The 22360-nt window shown below is 44.2% G+C and carries 19 protein-coding genes; 6 read left to right on the top strand and 13 right to left on the bottom strand.

The features are described 5' to 3' along the window. Window positions 1-11 precede the first annotated feature (11 nt). The 6 genes from HMPREF1535_RS12020 to HMPREF1535_RS11995 all read left to right on the top strand — a co-directional run bounded on the left by HMPREF1535_RS12020 (window position 12) and on the right by HMPREF1535_RS11995 (window position 4190). Window positions 12-254, top strand: a complete 243-nt coding sequence (locus HMPREF1535_RS12020; protein WP_046146247.1) for a hypothetical protein — start codon at window positions 12-14, stop codon at window positions 252-254. Next, a complete protein-coding gene (locus tag HMPREF1535_RS12015; protein ID WP_046146246.1) occupies window positions 233-619 on the top strand; it encodes a type II toxin-antitoxin system RelE/ParE family toxin in 387 nt (128 codons plus the stop codon). Before HMPREF1535_RS12020 ends, HMPREF1535_RS12015 begins: the two co-directional genes overlap by 22 nt. A 75-nt stretch (window positions 620-694) precedes the next feature. Continuing rightward, the gene (locus HMPREF1535_RS12010; RefSeq protein ID WP_010800666.1) at window positions 695-1387 is read left to right on the top strand and encodes a hemerythrin domain-containing protein; all 693 of its coding nucleotides are present in this window, start codon (window positions 695-697) and stop codon (window positions 1385-1387) included. Window positions 1388-1393: 6 nt separating this feature from the next. Beyond that, complete coding sequence (locus HMPREF1535_RS12005) at window positions 1394-2008, top strand: response regulator transcription factor (RefSeq protein ID WP_046146245.1); 615 nt, start codon at window positions 1394-1396, stop codon at window positions 2006-2008. Between the two features lie 151 nt (window positions 2009-2159). Next, window positions 2160-2726, top strand: coding sequence for a DUF3575 domain-containing protein (locus tag HMPREF1535_RS12000; RefSeq protein WP_009859741.1), 567 nt, complete (start codon window positions 2160-2162; stop codon window positions 2724-2726). 15 nt (window positions 2727-2741) lie between these two features. After that, the gene (locus tag HMPREF1535_RS11995) at window positions 2742-4190 is read left to right on the top strand and encodes a DUF3868 domain-containing protein (protein ID WP_010800668.1); all 1449 of its coding nucleotides are present in this window, start codon (window positions 2742-2744) and stop codon (window positions 4188-4190) included. A 78-nt stretch (window positions 4191-4268) separates the two neighbouring features. On the opposite strand, the gene HMPREF1535_RS11990 is transcribed toward HMPREF1535_RS11995, so the two are convergent. From HMPREF1535_RS11990 to HMPREF1535_RS11935, 13 genes are all read right to left on the bottom strand, one after another. After that, window positions 4269-5336 (bottom strand): NAD(P)H-dependent flavin oxidoreductase, encoded by a 1068-nt coding sequence (locus HMPREF1535_RS11990; protein ID WP_009859743.1) that lies wholly within the window; start codon window positions 5334-5336, stop codon window positions 4269-4271. 138 nt (window positions 5337-5474) lie between these two features. Next, window positions 5475-6293 carry a phosphate ABC transporter substrate-binding protein gene (locus HMPREF1535_RS11985; protein ID WP_009859744.1) on the bottom strand — a complete coding sequence of 273 codons (819 nt, stop codon included), beginning with the start codon at window positions 6291-6293 and terminating at the stop codon, window positions 5475-5477. Between the two features lie 92 nt (window positions 6294-6385). Further along, on the bottom strand, window positions 6386-7672 hold the full coding sequence (locus HMPREF1535_RS11980) for a porin family protein (RefSeq protein WP_044215098.1): 1287 nt from the start codon (window positions 7670-7672) through the stop codon (window positions 6386-6388). A gap of 81 nt (window positions 7673-7753) precedes the next feature. Beyond that, window positions 7754-9670: a beta-N-acetylhexosaminidase gene (locus HMPREF1535_RS11975; RefSeq protein WP_046146244.1), complete on the bottom strand. Its 1917-nt coding sequence runs from the start codon at window positions 9668-9670 to the stop codon at window positions 7754-7756. A 76-nt stretch (window positions 9671-9746) separates the two neighbouring features. Next, entirely contained in the window at window positions 9747-10367 is a 621-nt protein-coding gene (locus tag HMPREF1535_RS26250) for a galactose-binding domain-containing protein (protein WP_244275607.1), read from the bottom strand. Window positions 10368-10415: 48 nt separating this feature from the next. After that, entirely contained in the window at window positions 10416-11198 is a 783-nt protein-coding gene (locus tag HMPREF1535_RS26245; RefSeq protein ID WP_244275605.1) for an alpha-L-fucosidase, read from the bottom strand. 24 nt (window positions 11199-11222) lie between these two features. Next, window positions 11223-12734 (bottom strand): hypothetical protein, encoded by a 1512-nt coding sequence (locus HMPREF1535_RS11965; RefSeq protein ID WP_046146243.1) that lies wholly within the window; start codon window positions 12732-12734, stop codon window positions 11223-11225. Window positions 12735-12786: 52 nt separating this feature from the next. Next, window positions 12787-13956, bottom strand: a complete 1170-nt coding sequence (locus tag HMPREF1535_RS11960; RefSeq protein ID WP_046146242.1) for a 6-bladed beta-propeller — start codon at window positions 13954-13956, stop codon at window positions 12787-12789. 6 nt (window positions 13957-13962) lie between these two features. After that, entirely contained in the window at window positions 13963-15594 is a 1632-nt protein-coding gene (locus HMPREF1535_RS11955; protein WP_052716698.1) for a TlpA disulfide reductase family protein, read from the bottom strand. A gap of 170 nt (window positions 15595-15764) precedes the next feature. Next, on the bottom strand, window positions 15765-16532 hold the full coding sequence (locus HMPREF1535_RS11950) for a DNA-binding domain-containing protein (RefSeq protein WP_046146241.1): 768 nt from the start codon (window positions 16530-16532) through the stop codon (window positions 15765-15767). 57 nt (window positions 16533-16589) lie between these two features. Beyond that, window positions 16590-17450 (bottom strand): T9SS type A sorting domain-containing protein, encoded by an 861-nt coding sequence (locus HMPREF1535_RS11945; RefSeq protein WP_122328806.1) that lies wholly within the window; start codon window positions 17448-17450, stop codon window positions 16590-16592. 83 nt (window positions 17451-17533) lie between these two features. Next, on the bottom strand, window positions 17534-19198 hold the full coding sequence (locus HMPREF1535_RS11940) for a RagB/SusD family nutrient uptake outer membrane protein (protein WP_046146239.1): 1665 nt from the start codon (window positions 19196-19198) through the stop codon (window positions 17534-17536). A gap of 13 nt (window positions 19199-19211) precedes the next feature. Then, window positions 19212-22283 carry a SusC/RagA family TonB-linked outer membrane protein gene (locus HMPREF1535_RS11935; protein WP_046146238.1) on the bottom strand — a complete coding sequence of 1024 codons (3072 nt, stop codon included), beginning with the start codon at window positions 22281-22283 and terminating at the stop codon, window positions 19212-19214. Window positions 22284-22360: the final 77 nt, after the last annotated feature.

Below are 22360 nucleotides of genomic sequence, written 5' to 3'. Positions count from 1 at the left end.
AATAAAGCGATATGACATTAATAGAACGCAAACAACACCTTATCCAACGCTTGCAAACTGTATTCGACGAACATCTTATTAATGAAATCGAACAGTTACTCGACCAAAAGGAGCAAAAAAACGATATCTTATACTTTTCTTCGGAATTAAAAGGAAAGATAGACTGTGCTTTGGAACGAATGAAAGCAGGAAAAGGAGTTTCTGATGAAGAAATGAAAAAAAAATTTGCCAAATGGTTAACGCCAGAGCAATAATATGGGATGAAGAAGTCTTGCAAGAATTAGAAGAAATTGCAGACTTTTATGACGAGCGTAATGGTAATACCCGGTATAGCAGTTATTTATTAAACAAGTTTAGAGAAACAATAAAGCAGGCTGTATCCTTTCCTTTGTCAGGAAAAGCTACGGAATATCCTCATTTACGATATCTTATTGCTGTTCCGGAATACTCCCTCTTTTATCATTACAGCGATGAACTAATTACCATTCTCGTTTTATGGGATAACCGCCGTAATCAGGAGCGTCTGGCCTATACCTTACGTAATCAGGACCCGCAATATCTGAACGAACCAACGGTTCCTTATGAAAAGCAAACGTCCTCAACAAACGTGAAAGATTAATAACGTTCAAAGTCATTAAGAGAAAAAGGAGTACCTTTGGAGAATTAATAATACCAAAACAAGAAAGAAAAGCCTATGTATAAAAATGGGAAATACCGGGAAACCGACAAAATGAGCGACCTTATCTGCGAGAACTATCCGATGGTTCTTGTGATGAGCCGCTTTGGTATTGCCTTGGGATTCGGAGAAAAGAATATCGGAGAAGTATGCCGCCAGAATGGAGTAGACGCCTGTACTTTCCTGACAGTCGTCAATTTCCTGACGGAAGAGATTTCCGCTCCCGTCACCAACGTAAGCAATTGCCTCTCCATTGAAGCATTAATTACCTATCTGCATAACGCACACGATTATTTCCTGAATTTCCGTCTGCCGCATCTGAGAAGAAAACTTCTGGAAGCCATCGCAGAATGCCCGCAGGACGTAGCATTCGTCATCCAGCGCTTCTTCGACGAATATGCCGATGAGGTCAATAAACACATGTCATACGAAGAAAAAGTCGTTTTCCCGTATGTCCGCGGCTTGCTGGAAGGGAAAAAAGACCCGAAATACAATATCTCAATTTTCCGCAAACGGCACGACCAGATAGAGATGAAGATTATCGAACTGAAGAATATCCTCATCAAATATTATCCGGGCCCCGGAAGCAACCTGTTGAACAGCGTGCTGTTCGACATCTTCGCGACAGAACAGGACCTTGCCTCCCACAACCATGTGGAAGACTACCTTTTCATGCCTGCTATACTTGCTTTAGAAAAAACAATAAAATGATGCCCTATGAGCACCAATCTGAAAATCGTTATTGCTGAGCCTTCCGCCATTGTCCGCTACGGGCTGGAGACCATGTTGAAACGTCTCCCCGGCCTGCGTATCCAGGTATCAGAAATAGCGACTATCGAATCACTTACGGAGGACCTCCGGACACACCAGCCGGATGTCCTCATCATCAACCCTTCCATCCCGGGTTACTTCACTATCCCTCACCTGAAGGAGATGACCGGTTGCCCGGATATGAAATGCCTGGCCCTGCTCTATTCCGTAGCCGAACATGCCGTTATCCGGTATTATGACGACCAAATCAGCATATTCGACAGTGCAGACGAAATGAAGCTCAAACTGGAGCGCCTGCATGCCAAAAGCGAAGACGGCGAAGGGGATGGCGATGAACAACAGACATTGAGTACCCGCGAAAAGGAAATCGTTGTCTGCGTCGTCAAAGGAATGACCAACCGCGAAATAGCCGACCGTCTCTTCCTTTCCACCCATACAGTCATTACACACCGGAGAAATATCGCCCGCAAATTGCAGGTACATAGTGCAAGTGCATTGACAGTATATGCCATTGTCAATAAGCTGGTAGAGCTGAGCGATATTCAAAAGCCACGGGAATAATCCGGTTCATACCGTATTAACATAACAAATACAAAAACCATCGTTTTTCTTATAATTAATCATAACCTTTCACCCTTTTTATCAAACAAACCAAACAATCGCCGGAACCACTCTGTTAAGAAGGAAGAGTATAACTAATATTGAATATCACATGAAGAAATTCTTTTTAATAGGGGCAACGCTATTATTATCCCTCTATGCAAGTGCACAGCATGTAGCATTAAAGAATAATATCGTCTATGATGCCACCGCCACTCCAAACTTAGGTCTGGAAGTGGGATTAGGGAAAAAGGTTACAATGGACCTTTCTGCGGGTTATAACCCATTCGAGTTCAACAACGACAAACAAGCCAAACACTGGCTGGCCCATGCAGGCGTACGCTTCTGGACCTGCGAGAAGTTCAACGGTACATTTATCGGTGTACACGCCTTGGGCGGACAGTATGACGTGGCCGGTTTCAAGCTGCCGTTCGACATGTTCAAGAAACTGCGCGACCATCGCTACGACGGTTATATGTATGGCGGCGGTATCAGTATCGGACATCAATGGATTCTGAGCAAACGCTGGGGTATTGAAGGCGAGATAGGTGCCGGTTATGCCCGTATGCACTACGACGAATATGCAAAAGGCAAAGACATGCCCAAACTCCGTACCGGCAACCACAACTATTGGGGTGTAACAAAAGCCTCCATCTCATTTATCTATTTTATCCACTAAAAACGAACAAACAAAATGAAGAAGTTATTCTATATAGCAACCGTTTTATTATGCTCCGCCTATGGGAGCATGCAGGCGCAGGTTGTCAGTCCCGACGGCATAGCATACAGCGACCTGCAAGTAAAAAAAGAGGGAAGCCAGGTGAGCCTGTCTACAACCGCCAACCTCAACAACATGCAACTGAAATCGCAGAACATGGTCATCATAACCCCGGTACTCCAATCGGCGGACAAGGCGCATAGCATCAAATTCGACCCGTTCGTGATTACCGGAAAGAAACGTATGAAAGCGCTCGACCGTGAGATGGGCTTCGGCGCAGAACCGTTCGAACAGACTCCGACAGTCATCTTCCGCCATAAAAAGAACGAGGCAGAATCTATCCCGATGACGCTGACCGTACCGTACGAAAGCTGGATGCGTAACGCCTCACTGGTCATGCAGGCCAATACGACCGGATGCGCTTCATGCGACGTGGCAAGCAATATCACTCCGCTGTCATCCCGTATCCTGCCGCCGGTTGTCGCACCGACCTACGAACTGAGTTATGTGACACCTCCCGCAGAGCCGGTAAAACAACGTAGCGAAACGCACTCGGCCTACCTTAACTTCGAAGTGGGTAAGTCTGTCCTGCTGCATGACTTTAAAAACAATGCCGCCGAACTGAAAGAGGTTAACAAAATCGTGAGCGAGGTTCGTAACGACAAGAACCTGAAATTTACAGAATTCAACATCACCGGTTACGCTTCACCCGAAGGCGGTTACGAATACAACATGAAATTGTCTGAAAACCGTGCCAAAGCGTTTGCCGCTTATATGAAGGATAAAGAAGATATGCCTGCTTCATTGATGAAAGTCAACTGGGAAGGTGAAGACTGGATAGGCTTGCGCCAGGCAGTCAAGGCATCCAACCTGTCCAACCGCGATGAAATCCTTAAAGTATTGGAAGTGTCCGATATCAATAAACGTAAAGCGCAACTGAAAGCACTGAACGGTGGTAAGACCTATCGCATGTTGCTGGACGACTATTATCCTGCCCTGCGCCGCATTGACTACACACTGGCGTATATCGCCCGTCCGTTCGATGTGAACGAAGCCAAACAGGTTATCAAGACGAAACCGCAGTATCTGAGCCTGAACGAAATGTTCCTCGTAGCCAACACGTATCCGAAAGAAAGTGCCGAATTTAAGGAAGTATTCGATATCGCCGTACGCCTCTACCCGACCGACCCGGTGGCACAACAGAACACAGCCGCCCTCGAGATAGAACGCGGAGCCGACGATGCAGGTATCGCCCGTCTGCAAAAAATCAATACACCGGAAGCATGGAACAACCTCGGTGTAGCTTACGCCAAGAAGAAAGAGTATCAGCAGGCACTCGACTATTTCGGCAAAGCTGCCAACGCAGGCGTTAAGGCTGCCGCCCAGAACCGGGATGAACTGAGCAAATGGCTGGATGAACAATAAACATCAAAGATAACAAAGAAAGCCCCGATAGGCATCATGCTTACCGGGGCTTTTTGTATTCATATAAGTAGACAAAATTTATTCTTTTGCTTTCCACTCATTAATGAGTTCGTTGATTGTCTCTTTCACCGACATGATACGGCTGGTCTTCCAGGCATTGCTTCCGGCAAAGGCATATCCGTTTTCAAAGTTTCCTTTGAAAGCATTATACAGCGCCGTAACGATGCAGTACGGACTCTTCGAAATATCACACGTCTTGATGCAGTTGAACGGACACGCTTTCGGTTGCTTGATGCCGGCCTTCACCTTCTCGAGGAAGTTGCAATGGATGGCACGCCCCGGCATTCCGACAGGACTCTTGATAATCTCGATGTCCTTTTCTTCCGCCTTGATATAGCTTTCTTTGAAAGCATCGCTGGCGTCGCACTCGGTAGTAGTGACGAAACGGGTTCCTAATTGAACGCCCGATGCTCCAAGGTCCATCACGCGTTTGATATCTTCACCCGTATAAATGCCTCCTGCTGCGATTACCGGGATTCTCTTGTTGTATTTCTGTTCGAAAACAGATACTTCCTGCACAACCTGCGGAAGCAACTCTTCCAGTGAGAAATGTTCGTCTTCCAACTGGTTTTCCTTATAACCGAGGTGACCGCCGGCCTTAGGGCCTTCCAGTACAACGGCATCGGGAAGATAGTCGTAGTTGTTCTTCCATTTCTCGCAGATGATACGTACGGCACGGGCGCTTGATACGATGGGCACCAGCTTCGTCACGCTGTCTTTCTTGAGGAACGACGGCAGGTCGAGCGGCAGTCCGGCACCGCTGAAGATGATATCTACCTTCTCGGCGATACTCGTCTTCACCAGTTCTGCAAAATCGGAAAGAGCCACCATTACGTTTACACCGATGATACCTTTTGCCTTTTCACGGGCTTTACGGATTTCTTCGGCCAGGCCCAGATTGCCTGCTTCTGTGTAATTGGGTGATAGCTTTTTATATAAAAGTCCGAGACCGGCGGCGGAGATAACGCCAATCCCACCTTCATTTGCTACGGCTGAGGCTAAGCCGGATAGAGAAATGCCTACGCCCATCCCACCTTGGATAATTGGGAAGCGAGGTTTCAAATCTCCGATTGTTAATGTCTTCATGAAAAATATTGTTATTAAATACGCGGCAAAGGTAGCACAATAAACCAAATGATGTGCAAAAAGGACCAATAATATTGCACAGGTATAATACTTTTGTGCAATATTATCGGTCCGTGGGGAAAAACGGGAGTTATTATCTTATTTTACGGGGATATATCCTACTTTTTTAACAGTCTCCTGGCCTTCGGCAGAGAGTACATAGTCGATGAAAGGTTTTACCCTGCCTTCGGTCTTTGCTTCATAGTAGTAAAACAAAGGACGGACAATCGGATAAGTCTTATTTTTCGCATTGGCGAATGAAGGTTCAACGAAACTTTTGCCGGCATCATAAGAAACATGCAGAGCCTTGACATCTTTGTTTACATAGGCCAGGCCAACGTAACCGATAGCCCCTTTGGTCTGGCTGACCGACTGGATAATGGCTCCGGTTGCAGGCATACTCAGGATACCGTTCATATAGTTCTTATTTTTCAATACGCTTTCCTTGAAGAACTCGTATGTACCGGATGAAGTCTCGCGCGAATAGGCTACAATCTTCATATCGGCTCCGCCTACTTCCTTCCAGTTCTTGATTTTTCCGGTGAAGATACCTTCCAGTTGTTCGCGGGTCAGATTATCCACCTTATTGGAAGGGTGAACCACTACAGCCAGAGCGTCGTAGGCAATAACCACTTCCTTTGCATTCTTCTTTGCTTCCTGCAAACGGACTTTCTCGTCGAATTTCATTTTACGGGAAGACATGGCGATATCGGTCGTACCTTCCATCAGGGCGGAGATGCCGACACCGGAACCACCGCCTGTTACAGTCACTTTGGTTCCTTTATTCTTATTCATAAAGTTTTCAGCTTCTGTCTGGCTGACCGGCAAACAGGTATCACTTCCTTTAATTTTCTGTGCAAATACATTCGTTGCAAACAAACAGGCTGCCATAGCTGCCAAAAGAATCGTCTTTTTCATTACTCTTATTTGAATTAATTTCCTGATGCAAAGGAACAACACACGTATTTCAACTACATGAAACAGGTGTTACATTTGTGTGAATAAAAAGGTCAGAATTTGTATTGCAAACGAACCGTCAACACATTATCCTTACGGTCTTTCTCATATCCTTTTACGAAGTCGCTCTTTTCATTGAAGTTGAATTCGTAGTAAGCCTGGACACGGATATGTTTGTTGAAGCGGTATAAGCCGCCGATGCCTAATGTACTTTGGGCCAAATCTGTTTTAGATGTAAATGAGTTATCCGTACCTATTTCATTTCCTTTCAGCTTCGTATTCGGATCGTATACATCATATTTGAGTACGGCAGAGAATGGAGAAGTCCCGATGTCCTGTACCAGGTAGAAGAAATAACCGATAAAGGGGCGTTTGAATAACGCATTTTCGGGAAGATTCTCCGGACGTGTTCCGGTATTCGGGCTTTTGCTGCTGGAGGCAATTCCCGGCTGTGTGCCTAAAAGACCTTCGGCACGTAAAGAGGTTGTTCCCCATGAACTCAAGAAACAGAACTGGGCATCCATACCGATATATTCACGTTTCATATACGTACCGGTTTCACCTTTATCAACTTCGATAAAACGCTTGCCGTCCATCTCATAGGCAGTTGTAGTCGGGTTGTAGACGCCTCCGTTGTAATAAGAAATACCTGCACCCCATTTACCCCAGTTGCCGATTTCCTTGTCAGCACCTAGACGGCCGATAAAGTCTTTGCGGTTATCGGTTTCGCGGTTGATACTGTTTCCGGCAAACAGACCGGCATCCAAACGGAGGAAAGCGAGAGGACTTTCTTTTTTGGTACGCAGCGTCAGCATAGCACCCAGGTCACGTTCGTCCGGGAAGAAATACTGGATAATCGTTGCACGTTCAGGCGATTCCAGGCCACTGGTAGAGTAACCTATCTCATGTCCGAATGGACGGTTGAAGACACCGGCCATCAACTGGCTGCGTTTCGTCCAGGGGTCTTTAATGCCGATATAAAGGTCACGGAAACTGACGCCTTTGTCGTTAGCCTCAATCTGTACCGCTCCGGTTCCGATACCGTCGTTATATTCAAACTTCAGTCGTCCGCGGCGGATACCGATACGGTTAAAACCTTTATCCTCATGTTCATTCTTATCGCCGACTTTCAGGGTTGCATCCTCCTGTCCGTACTGAAATTGACCCTGGATATAGGCAGAAACTTTAAATTTACTTAGTTTCTGCACTATTTTATCCAGCGTTGCTGTCTCTTCCGCAAGCGAATCGATGCGGGCATCTATTTGTTCCGTGTTCTGAGCTTCCGTGAAAAAGGGAAGCAGCGCCAACAGGACAAGCGCCATTAATTTTGTTATCTTCATTCCTAACTTTGTTGGTTGCGTAGAGAGCACAAAGATAAAACCAAGTTGTTACATAGATGTTACAACCTGGTTAAAATCCTGTTAGTCAACAGTCAGGTTCCCGTGACCGGTTCTTTTATCGGACTCGGCACGTTTTGCCAGTTCCTTTGTTGTCAGGGTGATTACCTTGCCGACCGGTTTACCGTCGCGATAGGTCACGATACGCAACCAGGTTGCATTTTTCGGTATGCTCAACGGCTCGGTATATTTCGGAGTATGGCTATCCGGGTCTGTATTATCGAATGTATAGTAAATATCCGTACCGGCAATCTCACTGCCCAGTTCCACCTGCAAAACGCCATCCTGCAAGTACGGGCTCACAATTGCATTGTACATACTGCGGGCATAGTTTATATCTGCCTGGTCGGCACGGACAAAATGTTTTTCGACCCGCGGCCAGAATTTCTCCCAATCCGTTTTAGACGGCCCGCTCCATAATACTTCCGACAATGCCCAACCACGCGGCCACGTCATGTATTCGACATGACGGAAAGTTGGAAGCGATTCAGCCCACAGGTTTCCCTGTCCACCCAGCACCATTTCGGCCGGAACACCTTCCGGTACGGGATTGAAACTGTATGAATCTTTCAGACGGCACATAGAATAGGTATCCGGTTCAACAGAAGGTTCCCCCTGCCATAAATCCAGATAGCAATGTTCCGTCGGAGTCATAATCACATGATGGCCGGCTTTAGCCGCTTTGATACCGCCTTCCATACCACGCCAGCTCATTACGTTCGCATCGGGAGCCAGACCGCCTTCCAGGATTTCATCCCAGCCGACCAGTTTCTTTCCTTTCGACTTCAGCAAATCGCCCATCCGGTGGATGAAATAACTTTGCAGCTCTTCTTCATTCTTCAGGTTCTCAGCCTTCATACGGACCTGGCAACGGGGACATTTATGCCAGAAACCTTTAAAACATTCGTCACCTCCGATATGTACATATTCATCCGGGAAAAGGGCGGCAACTTCCGTCAGTACCTTATCCATGAACTCGAATGTATAATCCTTTCCGATACAAAGGGTATTTTCATCTTCTCCGTAGAACTTATTTCCGACATTCACGGCATCCGGGGCTTTCATACAGGCTAGTTCCGGATAAGCGACCAACGCTGCGACGCTATGTCCGGGCACGTCTATTTCAGGAATAACACGTACATAACGTTTGGCTGCATAGACCAGCACTTCTTTCACATCCTCCTGGGTGTAGAAACCGCCGTAGGTAGTCTCCTCTCCCGGTTGCTGACGTTCACGCTGCCACCATTGGCCCACACGGGGAGCACGCCAGGCACCAACTTCCGTCAGTTTCGGCAAGGACTTTATTTCCAGGCGCCATCCCTGGTCGTCCGTCAGGTGCCAGTGGAAGACATTCATCTTGTATTCGGCCAGTTCATCAATATACTTCAAAACTTCTTCCTTGGTAAACCAGTGGCGGCTAACATCGAGCATCAGCCCGCGCCAGGGGAACTGGGGTTTGTCAGTGATTTCAGCACAAGGAATAGTCCATTTCTTATCTTCAGGCTGCACAGTCTTGCTTTTAATCTCTGCCGGAAACATCTGTAACAGTGTTTGCACACCATAAAAGATACCCGCAGGCTTATTGGCAGTAATAAGGATATCTGAATGTTTCACTTTCAACTGATAGCCTTCATCTCCTAAAGACGCATCCTCCACCAGCTTGAATTCTATTTTCCCATGCTTTTCTACCGGAAGCTCAAAACCTGTAGCAGGTGAAATTTTCTCATTCAAATATTCGGCAATTCCCACCAATGCCTGATTCGACTGATCGAGCGTAATCGCAGCATTACGAGTAAGCGTAAAAGAATCAGAGTTTACTTTCATTTCCTGCGGAACAGGAATCAAGGCAAGCGTATCACGCTCACTTACAGACTGACGGGAACAAGAAATACTTATACAGACTATTCCCGTCATTAAAAATGCATGTAATGACTTCTTCATTCTATTTCAAACATATTTACAATTAGTGCCCGAAGATAAGAATAGTTATTCAATTACCACATCTAATTCCGCACATTCAATCGTAAGAGCAACAATTACATTCGATGTTCGATAATAACGGGCAAGCCTTTGCTTCATTAATCGTGAAACGAAGTTTTTGTGTCTCCACTGTTGGGAAACGCAAGATTCGCTTATATCCGATTGTCGAACCCGTAGCCACAACCTGCCATTCATCACCGACAAAGGCTTCCAAAGTAAACGCTTTTACACGCTGTCCCAAGCGAATATATTCCTGCACCAGGAATTGATTGATCGCGGTAGGAACTTTAAAATCAAACTCCACAGAAGCAGAAGTCACCTCGTCATCCGTTGCCCAATAAGAATCTTTATTTCCATCGATTAAATGAGCAGCAGCAAAATCTTTCCCCCTCACATTCGAAGCCCTGACCTCTGCTTGTTGTGCTAAGTTTTCTTTGAAGTTATTCTGTAAGATCTTTGCAACTTCCATTAGGACAGCAGAATCGGTCGGGTGAACCAACCCACGTTTGTCGATCGGAATATTCAAATTCCAGGTAGCATTACGACCGACCGAATGATAATACACATCGAGTAACTGATCGACAGTCTTCACCTGATCATCTTGCTCTTCATGATAGAACCAACCCGGACGAATAGAAACATTCACTTCTGCCGGCACCCAATACGAACCATCTTCATGTCCATTCTGTAACTGCTGATAATGAGGCTATCCCGGCCAAACTTCTTCTCTTCGAAGCGTGCTCCAATTTGTCTCGCCTACCCATCCGGCCTCGTTTCCACACCAACGGACATCAGGACCTGCATCACTAAAAATTACGGCATCCGGCTGTAATTTTTTTACCAATTGATTGGTACCGGGCCAGTCATAATAGGTCTTACGATCTACGCTACGTGTTTCATCCGCCCCGCCATAATAACCGGAACCGCCATTTGCACCATCAAACCAGACTTCAAAAATATCTCCGTAATTCGTCAATAGCTCATTCAGTTGATTTCTGAAATAAGTGATATAAGCTTCCGTTCCATATTCTTTATGATTTCTATCCCAGGGAGAAAGATAAATACCCAACTTCAATCCATATTCTTTACAGGCGTCAGCCAGTTCACGCACTAAATCCCCATTACCATTCCTCCACGGAGATTGTTTCACACTATAATCCGTATAAGCCGAAGGCCACAAACAAAAACCATCATGATGTTTTGCCGTCAGAATAACCCCTTTCATTCCAGCCTCCTTAAATAACCGACACCACTGCCTGCAATCCAGTTCCGACGGATTGAATAATTGGGGATCTTTATCACCATATCCCCATTCCATATCGGTAAACGTATTCATACTGAAATGAATAAAAGCATAACGCTCCAGTTCCTGCCATTTAAGTTGGGCTTCCGTCGGAACAGGTCCGCATGCCTCCGGCGCTTTCGGCCGTTCACAACCTGTTAAATTAAATAATGCGATCAAAACCAATAATAAACAATCTTTTTTCATCTTCTATTTATTTTATCAATCTGTTCATTCTACCATAAATAAAGCTCCGCTCCCTCCCTGCAAATCCACTTGAAAATAGGTCGTATCATCTTCTTTACCTATAGCCTCCAGTGGTTCTTTTTTACCTGTCTCCGGATTTATCCAACAACAGCCTGTGGCACCGGCTTCAGCTAAGTCTATACCCAACCGGACACGCTGAGTCAAAGGAGCAGCCTCTTCCTCCAACTTCGAAGCATACCCGTTGGTGACCATGAAAAACGTCTTTTCGCCTTCCTTGAAGAAGCCCGGGTCGCCCTGCTCTTCCTTCGGTATGACATCAAAGAAACCTACATACAAATCGGCACCTTCCTCCGGCTCCGACACGATCCTGCCCTCAGCCTTTTTTAAGAACGAAGCCTCCGGATTAAGAACGGAAATCATCCCCGGTTTGCCTTCCGTATATTTGGTGGTACCCGGCACATAACGGACATCGGTTGTTTTCAAACGCACCAAATAATCGCCAATATGCAGGCTCTCGCGATTGCAACGGTTCACCCAATCCATGTGTTTGGTCGGATGCCCGGGCATTCCCTGTTCCAGCAACAGTGACCAGTCGGTCGGTGCCGTTTGTCCGCCATAACCATCCCCTTGCAAAAAGCGGAACCAGTTCAGCCACTTCCCGCCAAACGTCCAGGTCATATAATAATACAGGCGCAATTGCGACTCGGTCAGTTTATAGGTTCCTTCGTTGACATACCCTTGCGAATATTGCCCGAACGCCATATAATCTTTCTTGTTGCCTTCCCATCCGCCTAACGCCAGATCGCGGTATTCGGCCAGATGCCCGGCCATGTCTTTGGCTCCTATATAATTATCCTTATCCCATGTATGGAAATAATACCAATCGTAGGTCAACAAATCCGGCTTGGCAAGTTTGATGTAAGTCAACAGATTTTCCCGAGTCCACTGATTGGGATATTGATTATTATGAACCAAGACATCCGGATACAAACGACGTGCCACATCATACCACTCTTTCAAAAACTTCGCCACCTCAAACGAGTAGTGTTCTTCGTCCCCGAAACAGATCGTAGTCAGGTTATTCAAATACTTTAACTGGTCTTCCGAAAGGAATCCGTTCTTCTTTTCATAATCTGTCGGCCCTTTCTTCAACTGATCGGCATGAGGCGCTTTCGCTATTGCCCACTGGCTATCAGGAAATTCCTTGAAATAAGAGGTATTAATCAAGGGCGGTCCATAGAAAGTAGGCCCGGTAAACCCCGTCAGCTTCCAATCCGGAATCGACAGGTTATAGGCAGGTTGCCCGGCCTTCCCTCCTAATTCATAATTGTCGGTTGCCACCCAGCATTGCAGTTGCAGCCCATGCCTGATGAATATGCGATTTGCCCGGAACAACTCCGGCTCCACCACTTCTATCCCGGGTTCTTCCGGATCCGGTTCTTCCGTAATCGGATCATTATTATCCGAACAAGACAGCAAACAGAACACTGCCAATAACTTCCCGGAAATCAAACTACTTAAAATTTTCTTCTTCATATAAATCCGTTATAATGTTTTATTCAAATGTTCTTTTAATAATTTTTCCACTTCATTTTAAATAATGAATCAACAAAAAAGGATTACCCTCTTCATCTACCGAATCAAACTTTTCCCGTAACCGCTTGACCTGTTCCGGATACTTCGCCTCAAAATCATTATATTCATTCCGCCCCACCCAAAGATCTTTCAAATACCAGGCAGGCACCAACGAATAAATAGCTGTAGCGTCCATCCCGATCACCTCACCGAAACTGATCAAATACTCATCCGTATAAGTATCCAAAGAAACGACACGGCTTTTACCCTCCTTTTTGTCGTAAACGCCCATGACCTGTTGCCCGTCAAGGATGAAAGGAGCCAACAAGTAATGTTCCGTTTCCTGAAACCCTCTGAAACCAACCACATATTTACAGACCGGATTACTCCTCCGCAGTTCTTCGTATGGTTGAGCTTCTTTGGCATCTTCGGGCCAACTCCTGTCGCCCAAATCAAACCGATATTTAGGGAAGAAACTGCCATCCGCTTCATCCATTTGATAAACCGTATAGTCCAATGCTTTCGTATAATAAAAATCCGATTGAAAGGAAGAAAACGGATATCGGCTGCCCAAGTCGAAACTATTCCATGAGGCGGGAATCATGAAAGTCTTCTGCTTCGTCTCCATCTTTTCAGACAGAACCCACACGTTATACGGATTTTCACAATCCTGGATATAATTTCCCATATACCCGACATAACGATCTTTGAACTGTGTAAGCCGAGTAAAAGCCTTAGGGGTACCGATCACTTTCCGAAGCTGTTTACCATCCAAATCAAACTTCATGATTTTCCGGTCGATCCGTGTAGCCACATTCAAACTGGCATCTGTCGGATCGATATATAAATCAGCCAATTGCAAATACTCATCCGGTCCTTGCCCATACTTTGAAATCTTATTGATATACTTTCCGGAAAGATCATAAATATAGACAGTGCGTGTCTTATTCGCATCCATCAAATAAATCCGGTCTTTATATCTGACAATCCTGTCTATATCCCCGAAAAGAGCCTCCTCACTATCCAGCCGGACAATCTCCAACCGATCCAATACGCCCCAGTCATGAATACTGGAAAGCTGGTTGCAATCGAGAGCTATAACAGGCAGGTCGGCCTTTTCTTTTTTATGGCTGCAACCACCCAGTATGCAGAGCATCAAACCTAATACAAGACTTTTTCTCATGACAAACTACTGAATATGTTCTTTCAACAACTTCTCCACCTGTTCCGGTAACGGATCCAATGCCAAAATCTTTCCCTCCGGATCTATCAGGAAACGCCCACCGGCACCAGTTTCTCCATACATTTCCCAAACACCAACCTGGCCATTCAGATCCACCAAATTGATCCAAGGATATTGGTCCTGCTGCAACGCCTTTTCCAAGGGACCTGTACTGTTGGCTTCGCGAGCAACTCCTACAACAGTAAATCCTTTATCCTTATAGGTTTCATAAGTTGGGATAATCAGTTTCGAGTAAGCACGGCAAGGACTACACCAAGAAGACCACAGATCCAGCAAGGCATACTTTCCCTGTATCAAATCCGACAACCGATGAGAATTGCCCTCCACGTCGGGGGCCACAAAGTCAACGAAAGGGTCGCCCTTTTTTAATTGGAGACCGGCCAAGTTATTACCTATCTCTTTAATATATGGATGAGAAGCATACTGCTCTTTATACAAATTTTCAAATATCTCTTCAAACATCGGTATATTGGAAAGGGACGGTTGAGATTTAAATATACCTATTTCCCTAAACAGCCAATATTTATACAGGCACAGCCCGACAAGGGTGGGATACGTACGGATATACGCTATGTTTCGTTCCTTCTCCTTCTGAAAGCTCTCGTTAATCTCTTTCTCCAATGACCGAGCCTGTTCGGTCATACCATCTCCCTTCTCGAAATAGGCTCTTCCATCTTCCATCAATTGCTCACGAATCGATTCGTCGCTTTCCTGGTCTACCCTGTCTTTCAACGCATGAATCTCCGACAAGTAGTATTGCTTATCCTGCATCAATTGTCTTCGTTTGGAAAACAACGGATCCATGATAGAACCTTCCTTCACATGCTGTAATTCCTTGTTCAAAGGTGAATCCGATTGGATACCGGAAGTTTCAACCGCATCCCCGTTATAAAGTTTGAAATGGGTTTTCCCTTTCTCCGAGATAAAATCAACCGGATAAAAACCATTATTCATATAATCATGCCAGGAACATAGTTGATAAAGCCGGTTTACACTGTCACGGAGCGTATATCGGAATTTTCCATCAACCACCGGTATGGAGTACTGCCTTGCAACATCTTGCTTACAGGCCTCCGTCAGCAGTAAACGGCTACATTCGGGCCAATCCTTTACTTCGCCTTCCAGCACACATTCAAACGTATTACGTGGTTGCTCGATCGGTTTCAAATGAATCCCTTCCAAACGGAGATCCCAATTATCCTTCAAAGAGATAAAGTCGATAAACTTATCTTTCGGCGATACTGGTTCAAACTGCAAAGTTACCCAACAGCATCCGGAAGCAGGCATTATTATCTTCTTTCCCAACTCACATCCGGAAACATTCGTCAAACGATACGTCTTACCAGTCGTTTTCCCCATCAAACTCACCTCAGAAGAAAGAAGCGCAAACTCACCTGGCCTATTATACAAGGCCATCTGTAAAATGGTTGCCGTATCGGAAACTTCGACCCGGTAAAGTTCCAAAGCGTTTGTATTCGTCTTTTCCACCACCGGATAATCAATCACACGCCCTGTCTCCGAACAGGCAACCAAATTAACAAATAATAAAACCAATACTATATGTTGGAAAAACTTCATCCCTGTATTCCTCCTATTTTTATAATTCTCGTTCACTTAAAAAGTTTCCCATAATCCAACACCCTTATCACCGGATTACTATCCTCTATCAACCGAACAGACGTACGCCTGTCGATCAAACAGAAACGCCTCTGTCAGTCGAACAGGTGTACGTCTGTCGATCGAACAAATTATTCGATCTCCGGACGGTCGCTGCCTCCACCGTTGCCAATGCGCAAAGCATGCTCGTATTCAATCACACGCGGAGCCTTCAATAAGGTATTACTATTGGAATACTGCGTGACAATACGGAGCGTATATGTGCCTTCGGCCAATTCTGCTGGCACACGGGCAATCACCGTCTTCGGATCATTCTGTGTCAAGCGACGGGTCACAGCCGTTTCCACGCCTTTCGAATCAATAAAGAATACACCGACACCTTCAGCTTCTCCGGCAACCCGAATCTTTTCGCCGGAGATCAAGATATCGTCGCCCGGTGTCATCGAACCGTCGGTCAAGCCGGTAACCGTATCAGTCACCAAACCGATACGCGCGGTACTGTCTTTCACGCCCAGCACTTCCAAGCCAACTACCGAAAGAGCTTTCCGCAGCTCGGCTGAAGGGCTTATACTGACTGAAACCTTGTGCTTCTCGGGATTATACTTCTCAGTAGAACTATTCCACACACCCAATACGCTCGGTGTATATTGGGCAACCCCGGTCAATACGCTGGTGCCGTTTTGCAACAATTCACGGATAATACGGTCGTGCTGGTTGATGACAGACAATAAAGTATCATACTTTATCTCAGAACCTTCCTCGATAATCTGTTTCGCGATGTCTTCGTTGCGTGATGTTTTCCCTACAGTAGATACTTCTGCTGTGTAATCGTTCTCTACGTCTTTGGTAAGCAGGTTCAAGTTCAACCATACTTTCCAGAATTTTGTGAATGCACTCATGATATGTTAATTTAAGGCACAACAACGGCGCTGTGTCAGGTTATTTCTTTAATGTAACTAATTTATAAGGATCTTTCGAGTTTGAATATTTTTCTCATCCAAATATAATTTCAACACATATACTCCTTTGGGAACATTTTCAAAGTTTAGAACTCCGGATTTAGATTCAACCATGCCTTTTCTCATTAAAGAGCCTCTCATCTGGTCATACAATTCATATTTCAAAGGAGAAGAAGATACCGGTTCTTGATCAACATTCAGAATAAAACTATTGGATGAGGTTCGTGCTACTTGGATTTCGTCAGATTGAGGTCTCTCTATCACATTCACGTTATTTCTTAAAGAAACTATCCACACTTCTGATTGTACATTGGCTACAATATATTCATAGGAGGAAACATTCTTTTTGGTGGTAAATACCGCTTTTGTCGTTCCTTGTCCGGAAACGATTTCCAAGCCATCAGAAACAAGCCAGTTTATGATCACTTTTTCCCGTGGGAGATTAGTTACTTCTACCGTTGCTTCCTTTCCATAAGACAAAATTGTACTGTTACTTGTCAGATACGGATCGGATATTTCAAATGTTCGTGAGATAGCCACAGAACCACAATCCGCATAAACGGTACATGTTCCTGTTTTTAAAAAACGACCTTTCACACTATTGGTAAAACAACCCTCTTGCATAGCATGAAAATCTCCATACCATCGTCCAACCTTAACGGAATGTTGTCCACTTTTACTTCGTATTTCAAGTTCACAGAAATCCAATGTACTAATATGAGAAGGAGGACTTCCATAATGAGCAAATGCAATTTCTAAATCTTTCTTTAATTCTTCAGCTAGCTGTGCATTAATAGTTTGTGCCATAAAGAATAGGCAACAAGATAATAAGGAGAATACAGTTTTCATGGCTTTCATATTTTAAAATTTATACTATTAAAATTAATAGGAGTGTATCAAAACTCCATAAACGGAATTTTGATACACTGTTTTGAGTTTATTTACCACCCTGTCGGCTGCTCAATATTCGGATTAGCCGTTTCCTCGGTTTGAGGGATAGGCCAAGCATTGTATTTCGGGAATGTGCAAGCACGGTTTTCAACCTGAACATACGCATTGGTTGTCGGGTTCCAAGCACCCAAAGCTGAGCCATTCATGGTTTCATTACCAATACCCCAACGACGGATGTCGAAGTAGCGTTTTCCTTCGAAAGCAAACTCAACACGACGTTCGCGACGATACAGTTCACGCACCTTTTCCTGTGTATTATAAACCGCTTTGTCCATATTCGGCATACCGGCACGATTACGAATCATATTGATGTATTTCTCAACATCCGGATTCTGCCAATCGCCTGTTTCAACCAAAGATTCTACATAATCCAACAAGACTTCTGCATAACGGTATAGCGGGAAATATAAGCTACCATTACCATTATTAGATCGGTCTTCTTCGTTCAAATACTTCTTAGCCCAATAACCAGTACGAGATGCACCCACTTTTCCAACTTGGTCGGCACCGTCTTTGAACGGTTCATATACATAATCTATGAAAGAACTATTATCACCCGGTAAAACTACAGTTTCATACAAACGCGGGTCGCGTGCTACCGCCAATGGATCCTTTTGCAACTTTTCACGCTCTGCAGCAGGCAGGTCTTTCAAAGCGACACCATCAGCCGTTTCATATTCATCTACCAACGATCTCAAAACACTGGCAGCCCCCTGTCCTCCCAAACTCTGCGGAGCATTACGGAACCAAGCTTCCGAACAACCGCTTCCAACATACATGATACGTTCTTTATTGTCTTGTCCCTTATAACGGAACATATCGCGATAGTTCTTACCCGGATCATCATCTGTTTCAGCAGAGTAATACAACTCAAAACTATTATCCGGATGTTCGATGAATGTCTTAGCTGCTGCTTTAACCACATCATAGCGTTTGAATTGCAAATTCACATCCATCTTCAACATCAATGCGTATGCTTTACACATACGATCGCGACGGTCTCTATCCCACACAAATGGAAAAACTTTATTCTCCGTATCTTGGATGGCAATCACCGCATCCAATTCACTATTGATAAAGTTTAAACATTCATCAATCGTATTGCGGCTTTTATAGATTTCATCGCCATTCAAGACTTTATCCTGAATTGGAATACCATCGTTCATTCCATAATACATCAACAACTGGATATGATACCAAACACGCCAAACACGTGCTTCTGCAATCATTCTCTCCCGTTCTTTTTCGTCTACAAAATAAGCAGCATCCACATGATCCAAGAAACGGTTGCAACGACGAATACGCATATAGTATTGCGTCCACAAATCATTCATATACCCACCTGTAGTGGTAGTAGCCGAACCATTTCCTAAGTTGGCAATTTCCCCCTTGAAGTTACCCGACCAATACATATTGTCGGTAGCCCCTTCCAAGTGAACCAGTGAGAAATAAGGTGCATCGTAGTGATAGGTACCCCGTGGCCAATACTTACAAGAAGACAATGCAGCATTACATTCGCCGACGGTTCCCCAGAAGTCTTCATCCGTTATCGCTGTTGGATGATCTCGCGTCAAGAAATCTTCACAACCACAGAAAAGAATAGACGCAGAAAGTAAGGTTAAAACCTTTTTACTGAAAATATTTTTTAATTCCATGATACAATCTTATTTAGAAATTCAAATTAACACCAAAAGAATAGGTCTTCACCAACGGATACTCTCCCATCTGGCCTCTACTTTCCGGATCTACCAAATCGTCTTTGGCAAATGTGAACGGATTTTGAGCATTCACATACACGCGGATGCTGGATACTCCTAATTTCTTTAATCCGAGCTGATCAAACGTATATCCCAACTGAATATATTTCACACGGCAATAACCGGCATCGAAGAACCAAAAATCAGACTGGTGTGCATTATTACCATACGTAGCATTCGGAGCCAAACGTGGATAGCGCGCACCCGTATTGGTCGGTGTCCAATAATCAGTCTGTGCTGACAAAGGGACCATACCGTCACCGGTAATATCCAAACCAAATGAGTAAGGTTGTGAATAATAAGCATCAACTCCCGTTACCCCCTGGAATAAAACTTCTAAGTTCCATTTTTTCCAATCCAATGAAACGTTAGCAAAATAGTTCAATGAAGGTTGGCTATCCCCACGGATCACACGGTCGTCGGCGGTAATTTTACCATCGTTATCCGTATCGAGGTAATGGATATCACCCGGCTGCTGACCGTCCCAAATAACAACGCCTTCTTTAGGAATCCATTTCCCGGAAGCATCTTTCGTAAAGTCACTTTCCTGCAATAAACCAGCAGTCGGATAAACAAGATGGCTATTCAATGCATATCCTTCTTTATTGATTGATCCGCCATTATAATAGGGGCCACCAAACAAGCTTTCAATTTTGTTTTCATTGTGGCTCAAACCACCATGGATATTAAATCCAAAATCTTTAGTCAATTGTTTACCATAATTCACATCGATTTCCCAACCTTTATTTCTCAACTCACCCGAATTCAAGAACACAGTGCCGGAACCACCGATAAAAGAGATAGGCGGTTCGAGAATCAAGTCTTTAGTCAATTTGTTATAATAATCGATCGTGATATCCAAATCTTTAAACAAACGAATATCAGCACCTACATTCAACATCTGAACGGTTTCCCATGTCAAATTAGGGTTACCATAGACTGTTTCCGTTCCATCTCCTGAAGAAATCAAGCTTTGATACTTATACAATTTATCAATGTTCTCATTACCTAATGATCCAAATGACCCCCTGACTTTGAAGTTATTTACAAACTTCAAATTGTTCTTCATGAAGTTTTCTTCATGCAAGTTCCATCCCAAACCGACAGAGGGGAATACACCAAACTTGTGCCCTTTACCAAAACGAGAAGAACCGTCACGACGCACAGTACCTTCAATCAGATAACGATCATTAAATGTATAATTAGCTTTTGCAAACATTGATACCATTGACCACTGATCCCAGTCACCTTTATTCGTCAACTCCTGATTATAACCACCGATGGCAAACAAACGATGTTTGTCTTTTTCAAATGTATATTCAGCCGTTCCACCGATATAGTAATAACTGGTTCTATCTTTTCCAGCTGCATTAATAGCTCCCCATGTTTGCAAAAGGGCACCCGTTTCATAATCAAAAAAATTGTAAGAACGTCTTCTTCTGTTATTTGCGGTACTACTGATACGATAGGAATACTGACCCCGCAAGATCAACTTAGGTAATACTTCATAACGCGGTGCTAAATTAATACTAATATTATCTTCCAATGCTTTGAATTCGCCGCCACGATCTAACATAGCAGCCGGGTTTCGTTGTTCCGGGCGATTACCATAGTAAACAATATCACTACCTTCTTTCATTGGATATCTGCCTATGATCGTTGGCGGAGTTCTATAAGCATACTGAATAATATCTTTCGTATAAGATTCATCTCGATACATCGGTTCATACTTGTTGGTACGGTATGAATTGAAGTCCATATCAACAGACAGGTTATCCAACAAGTTGACAGTCGTGTTAGCACGGATATTCAAACGGTCAAATTTAGACTTTTCTATCAAACCTTCGTTGTTCAAATAGTTTACAGTCAAAGCGAAACGCGCCAGGTTACTACCTCCAGAAATACCCACAGAGTGACTATGGATCAAACCGTTTTTAAACAAGAAATCCATCCAGTCCATATTCGGATACTTAATCGGATCCGTTTGGTTACGAGTAGCATCGATAGCTTCTTGTGAATACGTCGGGTCACCACCGATATTTTGGTTAGCCACATTCGACATTTCCATAAAAGTAGCGGCATCTACCATTTTCGGCAAATAAGTAGCCTGTTGAATACCTACATATCCATTATAAGAAACATTTACTTTTCCCGGCAAACCACGTTTGGTCTTAACCACAATTACACCATTGGCAGCACGAGCACCATAAATAGCAGATGCGGCAGCGTCTTTCAAAACAGTAACACTTTCAATCGTATTCGGATCCAGTTGGTTCATATCCATCGGAATACCATCTACCAACACCAAAGGATCGTTATTCGTCATCAATGAAGATATACCACGAATCTTAATAGTTGCAGCATCGGCACCCGGTAGACCGGAACTTTGCGATACGTTCAAACCGGTAATACCTCCCTGCAAAGATTGTGATAAAGAAGTGATGGGTTTCGTCGCCATGTTCTTCGTAACGTCCAGTGTAGACACAGCGGAAACTGAGTTCATTCTCTTTTCCGACGAGAAACCAGTAACGATGATTTCATCAATTTCTTCAGAGTCGGAACTCAAAGAAACTGTCAAGTTACTGATAGCACGTGAAACGACATGTTCATAATCTTTAAAACCGATGTATTTGAATACCAATATGTCACCTCGTTTAGCTTTAATATTAAAATATCCATTAATGTCGGTCACCGTACCTATGGTTGTACCTTTGATCACAACATTCACACCTGCCAATGGAACCGGTGGTTCTACATTTTCTACAACCTGCCCCTGGATAGTCCATTCCCTATCGTCAGCGAGAAGATCTACCCCGGGCTGTTTAGCGGCATACTTTTCTACGACCAGATTGTCGTTTTCAGGTGAACCGGCAGCCCATAAACTAGGTCCTCCTCCCATCAAAGCACTGCTCAGCGAAACAAATAAAAGCGAACGCTTTAAAACTTTTTGATTAGATAACAGATAAAAACCTGTGTTCTTCATAATGTTATTATTAATAGTTGATTAAATTCATTTTCTGTTTGTAGCAAAGGGTCATAATTTATTCGTAGATTAACGAC

Origin of the sequence: Parabacteroides goldsteinii DSM 19448 = WAL 12034, assembly GCF_000969835.1 — a bacterium.
Classification (GTDB): domain Bacteria; phylum Bacteroidota; class Bacteroidia; order Bacteroidales; family Tannerellaceae; genus Parabacteroides; species Parabacteroides goldsteinii.
The sequence above is the reverse complement of the archived record's forward strand: the minus strand, read 5'-3'. Positions and strand labels throughout refer to the sequence as shown.

Bases quoted from the DNA above. Each gene is read 5' to 3' on its own strand.
- HMPREF1535_RS12020 (WP_046146247.1), top strand. From the start codon at position 12: ATGACATTAATAGAACGCAAACAACACCTTATCCAACGCTTGCAAACT.
- HMPREF1535_RS12015 (WP_046146246.1), top strand. From the start codon at position 233: ATGGTTAACGCCAGAGCAATAATATGGGATGAAGAAGTCTTGCAAGAA.
- HMPREF1535_RS12010 (WP_010800666.1), top strand. From the start codon at position 695: ATGTATAAAAATGGGAAATACCGGGAAACCGACAAAATGAGCGACCTT.
- HMPREF1535_RS12005 (WP_046146245.1), top strand. From the start codon at position 1,394: ATGAGCACCAATCTGAAAATCGTTATTGCTGAGCCTTCCGCCATTGTC.
- HMPREF1535_RS12000 (WP_009859741.1), top strand. From the start codon at position 2,160: ATGAAGAAATTCTTTTTAATAGGGGCAACGCTATTATTATCCCTCTAT.
- HMPREF1535_RS11995 (WP_010800668.1), top strand. From the start codon at position 2,742: ATGAAGAAGTTATTCTATATAGCAACCGTTTTATTATGCTCCGCCTAT.
- HMPREF1535_RS11990 (WP_009859743.1), bottom strand. From the start codon at position 5,336: ATGAAGACATTAACAATCGGAGATTTGAAACCTCGCTTCCCAATTATC.
- HMPREF1535_RS11985 (WP_009859744.1), bottom strand. From the start codon at position 6,293: ATGAAAAAGACGATTCTTTTGGCAGCTATGGCAGCCTGTTTGTTTGCA.
- HMPREF1535_RS11980 (WP_044215098.1), bottom strand. From the start codon at position 7,672: ATGAAGATAACAAAATTAATGGCGCTTGTCCTGTTGGCGCTGCTTCCC.
- HMPREF1535_RS11975 (WP_046146244.1), bottom strand. From the start codon at position 9,670: ATGAAGAAGTCATTACATGCATTTTTAATGACGGGAATAGTCTGTATA.
- HMPREF1535_RS26245 (WP_244275605.1), bottom strand. From the start codon at position 11,198: ATGAAAAAAGATTGTTTATTATTGGTTTTGATCGCATTATTTAATTTA.
- HMPREF1535_RS11965 (WP_046146243.1), bottom strand. From the start codon at position 12,734: ATGAAGAAGAAAATTTTAAGTAGTTTGATTTCCGGGAAGTTATTGGCA.
- HMPREF1535_RS11960 (WP_046146242.1), bottom strand. From the start codon at position 13,956: ATGAGAAAAAGTCTTGTATTAGGTTTGATGCTCTGCATACTGGGTGGT.
- HMPREF1535_RS11955 (WP_052716698.1), bottom strand. From the start codon at position 15,594: ATGAAGTTTTTCCAACATATAGTATTGGTTTTATTATTTGTTAATTTG.
- HMPREF1535_RS11950 (WP_046146241.1), bottom strand. From the start codon at position 16,532: ATGAGTGCATTCACAAAATTCTGGAAAGTATGGTTGAACTTGAACCTG.
- HMPREF1535_RS11945 (WP_122328806.1), bottom strand. From the start codon at position 17,450: ATGAAAGCCATGAAAACTGTATTCTCCTTATTATCTTGTTGCCTATTC.
- HMPREF1535_RS11940 (WP_046146239.1), bottom strand. From the start codon at position 19,198: ATGGAATTAAAAAATATTTTCAGTAAAAAGGTTTTAACCTTACTTTCT.
- HMPREF1535_RS11935 (WP_046146238.1), bottom strand. From the start codon at position 22,283: ATGAAGAACACAGGTTTTTATCTGTTATCTAATCAAAAAGTTTTAAAG.